The organism is Bradyrhizobium guangdongense, from assembly GCF_006483445.1.
GTDB classification, from domain to species: Bacteria; Pseudomonadota; Alphaproteobacteria; order Rhizobiales; family Xanthobacteraceae; genus Bradyrhizobium; species Bradyrhizobium guangdongense_A.
The window spans coordinates 1-12,631 of record NZ_PPPT01000242.1; the positions used below are offsets into that span (position 1 = coordinate 1).

A 12,631-nucleotide genomic window follows, 5' to 3' on the forward strand; every position below is an offset into this window, starting at 1 on the left:
CCCGGCATGTAGTAGAATCCGGCACCGTACAGCGAGCAGATCTTCACGTATTCGACCGCCTTGGCCTTCACGGGAAGATCGGCCGCCTGCGCTCCGCCGACGGCGATCAGACCCGCCGCCGAGCCGAGCAAAAGGCTCTTTACCAACTTCATGTTAAACCTCCAAGTTTGCTCTATAGGGAAGGTTCCGGATCCGCTGGGTGACGACACCCTAAGGTTGGTTCCCTTGTCCCTTAACTAACCGCTTAGCCGCTTCGCGCCTTCGGACACACCCGCTGAACGCGAGGGACTTAAGCGAACCACCTAAAACGGGACGACCTTGGGATGCCCCCCTCCGTCGCTCAGTCACAATTACCGAACGTTCTTGCACACACAACAAAAGAACGCTCCGAAACGCCCCTCCTGAACGTGTTTCCCGGAGAGTGTTGCACAAATAACACGCAGATGTGATCAAAAGGGTCACGTAACCTTTTGTTTTCCATATTGTTTTTCGATCGGTTCCATCTGCCCTCGATTTTCTCCGCACGGGGAGCGGCGCGCCGCCCCTACCTTTCCGCGTACGTTTGACGCGTTCGAATCGTGGAATCGGAGCTCGACTCGGCCCGCGCGATCACAGGCTCAGGCCTAGGCGCCCAAGGTGAAGCGCTTTGAAGCGTCGTTTCGGATGGAATCGGATGAAATCAGCACGCGAGCTCGGCGCAACTGCCGTCCTTCACGCTGCACATTCTATGTATAGAGAGAAGGATCTGGCTGGCGGAGACGGAGGGATTCGAACCCTCGATAGGCCTTTACAAGCCTATAACGGTTTAGCAAACCGCCGCCTTCAGCCACTCGGCCACGTCTCCGGTGAGCCGGGTATGCCCGACACGGCGGCGAGCCGCAAGCGGCAGAATTGAGATGGCCGCGTTGTTTCACCCGAAACGCGCGCTGAGGCTGGATTTTTGCAGGGTTTTGCGATTCATGGGCGCGCATCGCCCTGCCCCGACGCGCTCTCTATATAGATGTCGAGCGCGAGCTGGCCGATCGCCAGATTCGCCAATGCGAGGGTGAGATCAGAACGGCCTCGTCCGCCCACGCGTTGAACCACACGCCCGACTTGCGCCGGCATGGAAAGTTCCAGGGCAATATCCCGGTCTTGTGCAGCCGCCCGAGTTCCAGATCGCAATCGTCGGGCGCGAGTTGAATCGGCAGCCACCCGCCGTGTGAATCGTCGCGTACATGCATGCCCCGCGATTTACGAGGCGTGACGACAGGTGATTTGATTCAGCGCAAGCGCGCAGGCCCGTAAGATTCCGGACCGCCGGCGACACTGCGACGGAACTAGTGCGCGACGACCCAGGCGCGAGCTTCACGCTGCGCGGCTGCGATCTCGGTCTCCGACATCTGCTCGGCGACTTCCTGGCGCAGGCCGATCGCGTCCTTGCGACCCTTCAGCGCCGCGAGGTTGAACCATTTGTGCGCAGCGACCAGGTCGACGAGGCCGGATCGGCCGCTCGCCCAGTAGAGCCCGCGCTCGAACAGCACGTCAGACAGCGCGGTCGCGTCGATCGGCGTCGCCGCATCGAGATCAAAAGTCCCCTGAAACATGTCGCATCCCCTTTTATTATTCTGCCGCCTCGTCCCCCGAGCGCGGCTCCCGTCCAAAACTGTCCAACACTTCCCCATGCCGTTTGCCGGCTTGTTGGCGAGGATCATGGCGAGCAAATTTGAATGGCAGTTTAAGTATCGCGATGAAGGGGACGTAAACGCGACAAGCCGCGCAGCATCCGCGAAAATGCAAAAAGTCCCCATTTGACGGGCACTTCTGCGATTCGTCAGATTCGGTTTACCGTTGCGATTTTCGGACAACGATAACCATGGCGCGCGGTGCGATGCGCCTGTGGTGCAATTTTGGGATCAACGCAGAGCCATGTTGGTGGCCGGCCCGCGTGAAACCGCGCATTGGGGAGATTGCAGGGAAATGTTCGGCAATGAATTCGCGGCGGTTTACTCAGGCCGCATTTCACAAGCTCGCGGACAACGGGCACGGCCAAACGGCGGTGAGGCCGCGGACACGAAGGCGATCTGAAATGTTGGATGATGAAAAAGCCGGCCAGGATCCCGGCTGGGAGCGAGGGCGTCGGCGAACACGTCAGGACCGGATCTCACCTTGGCCGTAAGGCCATCTGTGAAATTGCGGAGGCCGGGAAGGCCGACCGCACCGAACGAAGAAAACCTGGTTTCTTCTGCCGGACCGGAAATCTGAACGGGCAAGCCCGCTATGGATTGACGATCCGACCGTCGACCTGATGTCTCGCCGACACCCTCTTTCGCCGTCAGAGCCTTTGGCTTTCGCTGGTGGCTCTAATGACGCGCCGACTGGCTAGCAGCCGGCAACTTCGACAAGGCGAAGTTACTTCTTCTTCTTGGCGACCTTGCGGGTCTTCTTCGCAGTCTTCTTCACTGCGGACTTCGCCTTCTTCGCCTTCTTCGCTTTCTTGGCCATGTTGCCCTCCGATGTGTGAGATGGCTTTAATCGCTGCATGCACTCGGGGATCGAGATGCACACTCATCCCGAATACACCAACACAACGAAAAAAACAGCGTCCTGCTTAAGGAAGTGTTGACGCAGAGAAGCGCGCACGCGTCGCGCGCTCGATTTGCTGATGCGATGAGTCGCTCGAACGTCGACGCGGAAGCCGCGTGCATCATCGATGCGTGCGAGCGATGCGACTGCAAGAAAACTCTATGCAGCAAGTGTTTTTCTGCACTCAGGCATTGCGCATGCTGGACGCGCTGATGCGCATCGCGCCGCGCTCGATCGCGTCGCGGAGGCGTTTCGCGGACTCTGAGTCGCAAGTTTTGGCAACGAAAATATTTTCATGCTTAACGGCGCAATCGCTCGCCGAAGCGCGTGCAAGCCGCTGTTTTGCGCGAATCGCGTCGCGGCGATTCGGAGGCGGTTTGCGACGAGAGAGGCCGCGATGTTCGGTGTCGATGATGCCGAAGCGAGCATCGCATCTCGCGCCGAAGCGGTGACGGAGATCGCTCCGCCACCTCGCAAGACGCTCGTTGTCAGATGCCGAGCTTGGACTTGAGGATGTCGTTGACGGCTTGCGGGTTGGCCTTGCCGCCGGACGACTTCATCACCTGACCGACGAACCAGCCGAGCGACTGCGGCTTGTCCTTGACCTGCGCGGCCTTGTCCGGATTGGCGGCGATGATGTCGTCGACCACCTTTTCGATCGCCGACAGATCCGTCACCTGCTTCATGCCGCGGCTCTCGACGAGCGCGCGGGGATCGCCGCCTTCCTGCCAGACGATCTCGAACAGATCCTTTGCGATCTTTCCGGAGATCGTGCCCTCGCCGATCAGGTCGATGATGGCGGCAAGCTGAGCGGCGTTGACCGGAGACCCCGTAATTTCCCGGCTCTCCTTGTTAAGGCGACCGAACAGCTCGTTGATCACCCAGTTCGCCGCGACCTTGCCGTCGCGCGCGCGGTTGGCGAGCCCTGAGAGCACCGTCTCGTAGAACTCTGCGCTCTCGCGCTCGGCGACCAGCACGCTGGCGTCGTAGGCCGACAGGCCGAGATCGGCGACGAAGCGCGCCTTCTTCTGGTCCGGCAGCTCCGGCAGCTTCGCCTTCAGCTCGTCGACGAAGCTTTGCGAAAACTCCAGCGGCAAGAGGTCGGGATCGGGGAAGTAGCGATAGTCGTGCGCCTCTTCCTTGGAGCGCATCGAGCGCGTCTCGCCCTTGTTGGGGTCGTAGAGCCGCGTCTCCTGGTCGATCGACCCGCCATCCTCGAGGATCTCGATCTGGCGGCGCGCTTCGTACTCGATCGCCTGCCCGATGAAGGCGATCGAGTTCATGTTCTTGATCTCGCACCGCGTGCCGAGCGGGCCGCCGGGCTTGCGCACGGAGACGTTGACGTCGGCGCGCAACGACCCCTTCTCCATGTCACCGTCGCAGGTGCCGAGATAACGCAGGATCGAGCGCAGCTTGGTCACATAGGCCTTGGCCTGCTCGGCATCTCGGATGTCGGGTTTCGAGACGATCTCCATCAGGGCCACGCCGGAGCGGTTGAGATCGACATAGGTCATGGTCGGCGACTGGTCGTGCAGCAATTTGCCGGCGTCCTGCTCCAAATGCAGCCGCTCGATGCCGATCGTGACGCTGCGACCGCCGTCGAGCTCGAGCTGCACCTCGCCCTCGCCTACCACCGGCGATTTGTACTGGCTGATCTGGTAGCCCTGCGGCAGGTCGGGATAGAAGTAGTTTTTCCGGTCGAACACCGAACGCAGATTGATCTTTGCGTTCAGCCCGAGCCCGGTCCGGACAGCCTGGCTGACGCATTCCTCGTTGATAACGGGCAGCATGCCCGGCATCGCCGCGTCGACGAGCGAGACATGCGTGTTCGGATCGCCGCCGAACGCGGTCGAGGCGCCGGAGAACAGCTTCGAATTCGACGTCACCTGGGCATGGATCTCCATGCCGATGACCATCTCCCATTCACCGGTGGCGCCCTTGAGAAGCTTGTGGGTGGCCGTGCTCATGTCGTGCTCCCGAGCAGCGTGGAAGCGATCCGCTCCCACTCCGCCTGCAATGAATCCTTTGCCGTGGGCTGGCCGGCCTGGCGGTACCAATAGCCGGCGTTGCCGAGATCGCCTTCGACGCGGTGCAAGTACGCGTGCACCCAGGCCGCTTCGCGGCCATCCTCGTCCTGGACGAGCTTGTGCGCCTTGTCCCAGTCGCCCTTGCCGGCCCACCAGAGGCCAGCGAGCGGCGCGCTGAGTTCCGGCGCGGGCGCTGCGCCATCGAGGCTGGCGATGAACGCCGCCACTGTCACCACCACCTCGCGGGCGTGAAGCGGCCGGCTGCCTGCTCGACCACCTCGCCGAGCGAGAACAGCGTCTCCTCGTCGAAGGGCCGGCCGATCAGTTGCAGACCGAGCGGCAGGCCCTGCGCATCCTTGCCCGCGGGCACGCCGATGCCGGGCAGGCCCGCCATGTTCACGGTCACCGTGAAAATGTCGTTCAGATACATCTCGACCGGATCCGCGCCACCCTTCTCACCGATGCCGAAGGCCGCCGACGGCGTTGCCGGCGTCAGGATTGCGTTCACACCCTTGGCGAAGCAATCCTCAAAATCCTTCTTGATCAGCGTGCGAACCTTCTGCGCGCGCAAATAATAGGCATCGTAGTAGCCAGCCGAGAGCACATAGGTGCCGATCATGACGCGGCGGCGCACCTCTGCGCCAAAGCCTTCGGCGCGGGTGTTCTCGTACTGCTCGATGATGCTCTTGCCCTGCTCGCGCAGGCCGTAGCGCACGCCGTCGTAGCGCGCGAGGTTGGACGAGGCCTCCGCCGGCGCCACGATGTAATAGGCCGGCAGCGCGTACTTCGTATGCGGCAGCGACACCTCGACGAGTTCAGCACCCGCCGCCTTCAGCCAGGCAGCGCCCTCCTCCCAAAGCTTTTCGATCTCGGCCGGCATGCCGTCGAGACGATACTCCTTGGGAATGCCGATCTTCATGCCCTTCACGGACTTGCCGATTGCGGCCTCGTAATCCGGCACGGGGATGTCAACAGACGTCGTGTCTTTCGGATCGTGGCCAGCCATCGAGCGCATCAGAATTGCGGCATCGCGCACGCTGCGCGCGATGGGACCAGCCTGGTCGAGCGAGGACGCGAAGGCGACGATGCCCCAGCGCGAGCAGCGGCCGTAGGTCGGCTTGATGCCGACAGTTGCGGTGAACGCCGCCGGCTGGCGGATCGAGCCGCCGGTGTCGGTCGCGGTCGCGCCCATGCAGAGCAGCGCCGCCACTGCCGACGCCGAGCCGCCGGACGAGCCGCCCGGCACCAGCGTGGTATTGGAGCCCTCGCGTCGCCAGGGATTGCCCACCGGCCCGAAGCACGAGGTCTCGTTCGACGAGCCCATCGCGAACTCGTCATTGTTGAGCTTGCCGAGCATCACCGCGCCGTCGCGCCAGAGCTGCGAGGTGATCGTGGACTCGTAGGTCGGCACGAAATTGCCGAGGATCTTTGAGCAGGCCGTGGTGCGCACGCCCTTGGTCGCAAAGAGATCCTTGATGCCGAGCGGAATGCCGGCGAGCGGGCCGGCATCGCCCTTGGCGATCTTGCCGTCAGCCTCGCGCGCCATGGCGCGGGCCTGGTCGGGCGTCTCCAGCACGAAAGCGTTGAGCACGCGCGCGGCTTCCATCGCGCTCAGATGCGCGTCGGTCAGCTCCAGCGACGTGAAGGTCTTGGCCGCAAGGCCCTTGCGGGCCTCGGCGAGCGTCAGCGATGTCAAATCGGTCATTTATTGATCGGGCTGCAGAAGAACGGAGACAGGGTTTTGTCGTTGGCCGGGTCGTCTTTCTTGACGGCGGCATTCGCGGCCGCTTCGAGCTGGTCGAGCACGGCATTGACGGCGACATTGGGATCGGCAGCCTTGCCCTGCCGCTCCATCGCGTCGAGGTAATTCATATAGGCCTGGTAGGCCTTCTCATCGTCGCATAGCAGGCACATCGGACTCGGTCCTGATTGAATTACTCGACGACCTTCGGCACCAGGAAGAAGTGACCTTCGGTCGCGGGCGCGTTGGCAACGATATCGTCGGCGATCTCGCCGTCATTGACGACGTCCTGCCGCTTCTTCATCTCCATCGGCGTAACCGAGGTCATCGGCTCGACGCCCTCGACGTTGACCTCGGAGAGCTGCTCGACGAAGGCCAGCATGGCGTTGAGCTCGCCCTGCAGATGGGAAACTTCGTCGTCCCTGACCGCAATCCGCGCGAGATGCGCGATGCGGCGGACGGTCACGGCGTCGACTGACATTATATAGAGCCTCGGACGGCAGAAATCAGCCTGCCGTATAGCAGAGGCCGCTTTTGCGCCGCAACCGGCGCCTCTGGCCTAGCCGGCCAGCGCTTTCAGCCGGGCGAGCGCGTTTTTGGCCAAATCCCGGGTCAATTCGGCGGCCGGGACCTCGCGGCCAAGGCCGATGGCCTGGCCGGCCCAGAGATTGGTGAACTCTGTCCTGCCCTGCTTTTCGGCAGCCGCCTTCAAGGGCCCGAGCGCGGTTGCCGCGTGGGGGAAGACCGGCGCGTCAGGCGAGACCGGACCGACCTCGCGCATGACGCGGTTGGCCACGCCCCGTGCCGGGCGCCCGGTCATGACATTGGTGATGACGGTGGCGGTGTCGCCGGCCTCCGCCAGCACCTTTCGCGCCGCTGCACTGACCTTGGATTCCAGACAGCGCAGATAGGCGCTCCCGATCTGCACACCGGATGCGCCGAGCGCAAAGGCCGCCGCAATGCCGCGGCCATCAGCGATGCCGCCGGCTGCGATCACCGGCACCTTCACGGCATCGACCACCTGCGGCACCAGCGCAAAGGTGCCGGGCTGTTCGGCGATATTGTCGGTCAGGAACATGCCGCGATGGCCGCCCGCTTCCGCGCCTTGCGCGATCACGGCATCGGCACCGTTCTGCTCGAGCCAGACCGCTTCCTTCACCGTCGTCGCCGACGAAATGACGACAGAGCCCGCCGCCTTCACGCGCTTCAGCAGTGCCTGGTCAGGCAGGCCAAAGTGGAAGCTGACGATTTCGGGCTTCAGCTCCTCCACGACCTCGCAGAATGCCGCATCGAACGGCGCGCGATTGGCCGCCGTGATCGGCGCCGACGGATCGAGGCCGTACTCCTTGTAGTAGGGCGTCAGACGCTGCTTCCAGCGCGCCTCTGATTCCGCCGTGAGATCGAGCGGCGTGTGGCAGAAGAAGTTGACGTTGATCGGCGCGGCGACGCGCTGGCGGATGATGTTGACCTGCTCGCGCGCCTTGTCGGCCGACAGCATCGCGCACGGCAGCGAGCCCAGCCCGCCGCCCTGGGCCACCGCAATCACGAGCTCTGCATCCATGATGCCCGCCATCGGCGCCAGTACGATGGGGAACTCGGTCTTGAAGAGGTCGATCAGTCGACGGTTGGGCCACATGGTTTTTCTCTCTTCGTGTCAGGCGACGGAGGCGATGGAATTGCGCCGGCCGGCCAGAAGCTGTTCGGCTTCGATTGCGATCCGCGCGACGATGTCGGCTGCGGGGGGAATATCATGGATCAGGCCGATCGCCTCGCCCGCGATGACGGCAGCAACGTCGAAATTGCCGACCGCCTTGGCCGCCGCATAATCAGCCGCGACCGTGGCGACATTCTGCATCAGCTCGACCTCGCGGCCGATCCAGCGTCGGGCATGGGCGTTGACGAGGCAGCGTCCCGTGAATGGCGCCGGCCAAACATTGTTGCGGGAGAGATCGAAGATGATGCCGCGCACGGTTTCGCCACTCGCGGCACGACAGATGCGCCGCTTGGCCTCGTCGGAACCATCTGCCTCCTCGCTCGCATAGAAGCGCGTGCCGAGCAGCACGCCGCTCGCACCGAGCATCAGCATCGCGGCGAGCCCGCGTCCGTCGGCAATGCCGCCGGCTGCCACGACCGGCACGCGGCCGGTCGCGAGATCAACGATCGCAGGCACGAGATCGACGGTGGTGCGCGAGGCACCATGACCGCCCGCCTCCGTTCCCTGCGCAACGAGAACATCCGCGTCGGCATCGAGCGCCTGCCGCGCCATGGCTTCATCCTGCACCTGGCAAATCAGGCGCACGCCGGCGGATTTGATCGTTGGTGCGAACGGCGCGGGATCGCCGAACGACAGCATGATCGCGCTCGGGCGCGCCGCCAGCGCGATGTCGAGAAGCTCAGGACGCCTGGCGAGACTCCAGGTGATGAAGCCGATCCCGAACGGCGTGCTCAGACCTCTGAGCTTCGCGGTCTCCTCCTCAAGCCAGGCCCGCTCGCCATAGCCGCCGCCAAGAATTCCAAACCCTCCGGCACGGCTCACCGCCGTCACGAGGCGAGCGCCCGCAACGACGTCCATCGGCGCAAGCAGGATCGGATGCTCGGTCCCAAAAAGCCTGGTCAGCGATGTAGCGATTGGCACGGCGTCCTCCGGGTCTGGACAGGAAGACTAGGCGCGTCTAGCATTCTATAAAATTGAATTCTAGCGAACGCTTCCATCTCGAAAACGAAACGAAGTTATGGAACTCAGCGATATCAGGACCTTTGCCGCGGTCGCCCGGACCGGTGGCATCACCCGCGCCGCCGAAGAGCTCAACACGGTGCAGTCGAATGTCACCCAGCGGATCAAGGCGCTGGAGGCCGAGATCGGGACGCCGCTGTTCGAGCGCCACAGCCGCGGCATGACCCTGACGGGTGCCGGCAAGCGCCTCCTGCCCTATGCGCAAAAAATGGCCGCGCTCTCACGCGAAGCCGCGCTCGCCGCGCGCGACGACGGCGAGCCGAAGGGACCGCTCGCGATCGGCTCGATGGAGACGACGGCCGCCGTGCGTCTGCCGCCCTTGCTCGCAGATTTCCACCGCCGCTTCCCCGCGGTACGGCTGACGCTTCGTACCGCAACCACGGCCGATCTCGTCGCTGCCGTACTCGACGGCTCGCTGGACGGCGCTTTCGTCGCAGGCCCCATCGATCACGCCGACCTCACCGCGACAAGCGCCTTCCGCGAGGAGCTGGTGCTCGTCAGTGCGCGGCGCTGGACGACCCTCTCCGAACTGCGCGCGGGCACGCCGGAGTCGGGCCCGACGGCGCTCGTCTTCCGCACCGGCTGCACCTATCGCCAGCGCATCGAGCAGATCATGACCGAGTTCGGCTGGCCTTCGGCGGCCCGCTTCGAGCTCGGCACGCTCGACGGCATGATCGGCTGCGTCGCCGCCGACATGGGCGTGACGCTGCTGCCGCGCGCGGTCGTCGCACGCAGCGAGATGAACGGCAGCGTCTCGATCCACACGCTGAGCCCGTCCTACGCGCGCGTGGAAACACTTTTCATCCACCGCCGCGCCGGGCATCAGTACAGCGCGTTGCAGGGCTTTGCAGCGTGCCTGAAGCAGGACGAGGATGTTATCGCGGCCTGAGATGCCAGCGCCGCAACGCAACGACGGCCCAAACGGCCTCCACCACACCGAACGGCCAGGCGCCCTGCAAAAAGCCGTAGGCCGAGCCGAGCGCGCAGGCGACAGCGAACAGCAACACGAACCAGTGGCTGCGATCTTCAAAGGCATAGCAGACCAGCATCGCGGTCACGGCAAACAGGCCAAATAACGTCAGCGCATCCATTGTTCTCGGTTCACTCCGCCGCGCATCGCATGCTATGCGCATTGCCATGCCGGCTCCTATCCTACCCCTGGTCGATGCTGCAACCCACTGGCCCGAACGCGGGGCGTTGATCGGGCTCGACCTCGGCACAAAAACCATCGGCGTCGCGGCGTCCGATCCGGACCGGCGGCTGGCCACCGGCGTCGAGACCATCCAGCGCAAGGCCTTCAAGCAGGATGCGGCGCGGCTGCTTGCTATCGCGAGCGAGCGCAAGGCGGTGGGCTTCGTGCTCGGCCTGCCCATCAACATGGACGGCAGCGAAGGCCCGCGCGCGCAATCGACCCGTGCCTTCGCCCGCAACCTCGCCGGCCTCACTCCACTTCCGATCGGGTTTTGGGACGAGCGGCTCTCGACCGCGGCCGTCGAGCGCGAGCTGATCGGCATGGACGTCAGCCGCGCCAAGCGCGCCGAGGTGATCGACGAGCACGCCGCGATCTTCATCCTGCAAGGCGCGCTCGACCGGCTCGCCAATCTGCGCAAGGCAGACTAACGCATGGCAGTTGTCATCGCGGCCCTGCTGCCCGTCTTCATCCTGATCGTCCTCGGCGTCATCCTCAAGCGCACCCTGATGCGGCTCGACACGCAATGGCACGGGCTGGAGCGGCTGACCTATTACGTGCTGTTTCCGATGCTGCTGATCCAGACGCTGGTGAAGGCCGACCTGACGACGGTGCCGGTCGCAGGTGTCGGCGGCGCACTGCTGCTGTCGGCGCTGGTGATGTCGCTGTTGTGCCTGGCGCTGCGGCCGGCATTGGGGCGGCTCGGCATCGACGGCCCTGCCTTCACCTCGATCTTCCAGGGCGCCACGCGCTGGCAGACCTATGTGGCGCTCTCGGTCTCGGCCAATCTATTCGGCGACGTCGGCCTGGCGCTGGCCTCGGTGGCGATGGTCGCGATCATTCCGCTGGTCAACGTCTTCAGCGTCGCCGTGCTCGCCCAGTATGCCTCGCCGGAAAAGCAGTCCCCGCGCGCAATCGTCATGACGGTGGCGAGCAATCCGTTGATCTGGGCCTGCGCTATCGGCCTCTTGATCAACGTCCTGCATCTGCCGCTGCCAAAGATCTGGCACGACGTCGCGGACGCGCTGAGCCGTTCCTCGCTCGCCATCGGACTGCTCGTGACAGGCGCCGGCCTGCAGCTTCAAGGGTTGCTGCGGCCGAGCCTCGGTGCAAGCCTCGGCGTCGCCTTCAAGCTGGTGCTGATGCCCGCGCTCGCGCTGGTCCTGGCGCTGTGGTTCGGCCTGTCAGGCACGAGCCTCACGATCGTCGCGATCTGCGCAGCCGTACCGACCTCGCCGAGCGCCTATGTACTGGCGCGCCAGATGGGCGGCGATGCGCCGCTGCTCGCCCAGATCATCACGCTGCAGACGATTTTGGCGGCGATCACGATGCCGATCGCGATTGCGCTGGTAGCCTGACGACGCCTACTTCCCAAGCCACATCGTCAGCACGACAGCGGTGAGATTGTTCAGCGCGTGGAGCACGATCGTCAGCCACAGCGAATTGGCCCGGTAGCGCATGTAGCCGAACCAGAGGCCAATGGAGAAGACTTCGGCGAGGAAGTAGAGGTCGTACTGCAGGTGCACGACGGTCCACACCAGCGACGACAGGATGATCGCGCCCGGGACGCGAAGAAAACTCTCCGACCAGCCGCGATAAAGGAAGCCGCGCGCGAGCACTTCTTCGGACATCGGTGCCGCGAAAGCGAAGGCGAAGACGAGGATGGCCGCAGCGCCCTTGTCCCGACCCGACTTCAGGAGATCGGTCATGACTCCCGGCGTCGCCTCGCGGCCCAATGCACGTGACGTCGTTTCCCAGACCAGCACGACCAGTAAAAGACCGACCGCTCCGAGCAAGAACTGCTTCCATGACGGCCAGCGCAGCGCGAGATAGTCGATAAAGGAAGCGCCCTTCAGGCGGATTGCAAGCCATACGGCCGCGAGCGTTGTCGGCAGGCCCATGATCACGGACAGCGCGAGCGCCGCGGGATCGTGACCGACGTCCTGCATCGCAGCCAAGTTGACCGGGCCGCCGCGAGACCACGCCAGGTAGACGATCGCACCGATCTGGCCGGCGAACATCGCACCGAAGATGACAAGGCCCCACAGCGCCGTGCCCCAAAACTTCCAGACGCGCGGCCGGGGCGCGACGGTGAGCGAGGGATGGTCGGGATTGAGGGAGTCCATCAATTCTCTTTCGATTGATTCGTGCTCACCACCTCGTCATGGCCGGGCTTGACCCACGGCTGTCCGGCTTAGATTTTCTGGACAAGGCGCATGGCGTTGATTCTAGTCAGTTCTGGACGTCTGCAAGCGTTCCGGGACACGACAGGAGATCAGCGCCATGCCGCATCACAATACAGTATTCCGTGACATCCTGAAGCTGATGCCGTGGCGTCAGTTTGAAGCGCTTGTGGAAGAACATAATGCGGATGC

General features: G+C 63.9%; 14 protein-coding genes and 1 tRNA gene. 3 read left to right on the forward strand and 12 right to left on the reverse strand.

Annotated features, from left to right (window positions below; all coding sequences use genetic code 11):
• The 10 genes from C2U70_RS29780 to C2U70_RS29840 all read right to left on the reverse strand — a co-directional run.
• The coding region (locus C2U70_RS29780; RefSeq protein WP_186294562.1) for a porin at window positions 1–152 on the reverse strand (152 nt) is incomplete at its 3' end.
• A 598-nt stretch (window positions 153–750) separates the two neighbouring features.
• Window positions 751–844: transfer RNA gene (locus C2U70_RS29785), tRNA-Ser, on the reverse strand.
• A 475-nt stretch (window positions 845–1,319) separates the two neighbouring features.
• Window positions 1,320–1,586 (reverse strand): hypothetical protein, encoded by a 267-nt coding sequence (locus tag C2U70_RS29795; RefSeq protein WP_140982207.1) that lies wholly within the window; start codon window positions 1,584–1,586, stop codon window positions 1,320–1,322.
• Window positions 1,587–3,053: 1,467 nt separating this feature from the next.
• The gene (gene gatB, locus C2U70_RS29810; RefSeq protein ID WP_140982208.1) at window positions 3,054–4,532 is read right to left on the reverse strand and encodes an Asp-tRNA(Asn)/Glu-tRNA(Gln) amidotransferase subunit GatB; all 1,479 of its coding nucleotides are present in this window, start codon (window positions 4,530–4,532) and stop codon (window positions 3,054–3,056) included.
• Window positions 4,529–4,831, reverse strand: a complete 303-nt coding sequence (locus C2U70_RS29815; RefSeq protein ID WP_140982209.1) for a hypothetical protein — start codon at window positions 4,829–4,831, stop codon at window positions 4,529–4,531. Before C2U70_RS29815 ends, gatB begins: the two co-directional genes overlap by 4 nt.
• Window positions 4,822–6,297 carry an Asp-tRNA(Asn)/Glu-tRNA(Gln) amidotransferase subunit GatA gene (gene gatA / locus C2U70_RS29820; protein WP_140982210.1) on the reverse strand — a complete coding sequence of 492 codons (1,476 nt, stop codon included), beginning with the start codon at window positions 6,295–6,297 and terminating at the stop codon, window positions 4,822–4,824. The genes C2U70_RS29815 and gatA overlap by 10 nt, the downstream gene beginning before the upstream one ends.
• Complete coding sequence (locus C2U70_RS29825; protein ID WP_140982211.1) at window positions 6,294–6,506, reverse strand: hypothetical protein; 213 nt, start codon at window positions 6,504–6,506, stop codon at window positions 6,294–6,296. Before C2U70_RS29825 ends, gatA begins: the two co-directional genes overlap by 4 nt.
• Before the next feature lie 20 nt (window positions 6,507–6,526).
• Window positions 6,527–6,814, reverse strand: a complete 288-nt coding sequence (gene gatC / locus C2U70_RS29830; RefSeq protein ID WP_140982212.1) for an Asp-tRNA(Asn)/Glu-tRNA(Gln) amidotransferase subunit GatC — start codon at window positions 6,812–6,814, stop codon at window positions 6,527–6,529.
• 78 nt (window positions 6,815–6,892) lie between these two features.
• Window positions 6,893–7,969, reverse strand: a complete 1,077-nt coding sequence (locus C2U70_RS29835; protein ID WP_140982213.1) for an NAD(P)H-dependent flavin oxidoreductase — start codon at window positions 7,967–7,969, stop codon at window positions 6,893–6,895.
• 18 nt (window positions 7,970–7,987) lie between these two features.
• Window positions 7,988–8,968 (reverse strand): NAD(P)H-dependent flavin oxidoreductase, encoded by a 981-nt coding sequence (locus C2U70_RS29840; protein WP_140982214.1) that lies wholly within the window; start codon window positions 8,966–8,968, stop codon window positions 7,988–7,990.
• A gap of 97 nt (window positions 8,969–9,065) precedes the next feature.
• On the opposite strand from C2U70_RS29840, the gene C2U70_RS29845 reads away from it, so the two are divergent.
• Window positions 9,066–9,956, forward strand: a complete 891-nt coding sequence (locus C2U70_RS29845; protein ID WP_140982215.1) for a LysR family transcriptional regulator — start codon at window positions 9,066–9,068, stop codon at window positions 9,954–9,956.
• On the opposite strand, the gene C2U70_RS29850 is transcribed toward C2U70_RS29845, so the two are convergent.
• Entirely contained in the window at window positions 9,943–10,158 is a 216-nt protein-coding gene (locus tag C2U70_RS29850) for a hypothetical protein (RefSeq protein WP_140982216.1), read from the reverse strand. The genes C2U70_RS29845 and C2U70_RS29850 overlap by 14 nt on opposite strands.
• A gap of 46 nt (window positions 10,159–10,204) precedes the next feature.
• Between C2U70_RS29850 and ruvX the strand changes: the two genes are divergently transcribed.
• The gene (gene ruvX, locus C2U70_RS29855) at window positions 10,205–10,687 is read left to right on the forward strand and encodes a Holliday junction resolvase RuvX (protein WP_140982217.1); all 483 of its coding nucleotides are present in this window, start codon (window positions 10,205–10,207) and stop codon (window positions 10,685–10,687) included.
• A gap of 3 nt (window positions 10,688–10,690) precedes the next feature.
• Complete coding sequence (locus C2U70_RS29860) at window positions 10,691–11,614, forward strand: AEC family transporter (RefSeq protein WP_140982218.1); 924 nt, start codon at window positions 10,691–10,693, stop codon at window positions 11,612–11,614.
• A gap of 6 nt (window positions 11,615–11,620) precedes the next feature.
• Here the strand turns inward: C2U70_RS29860 and C2U70_RS29865 are convergent, their stop codons facing one another.
• A complete protein-coding gene (locus C2U70_RS29865) occupies window positions 11,621–12,382 on the reverse strand; it encodes a CPBP family intramembrane glutamic endopeptidase (RefSeq protein ID WP_140982219.1) in 762 nt (253 codons plus the stop codon).
• Window positions 12,383–12,631: the final 249 nt, after the last annotated feature.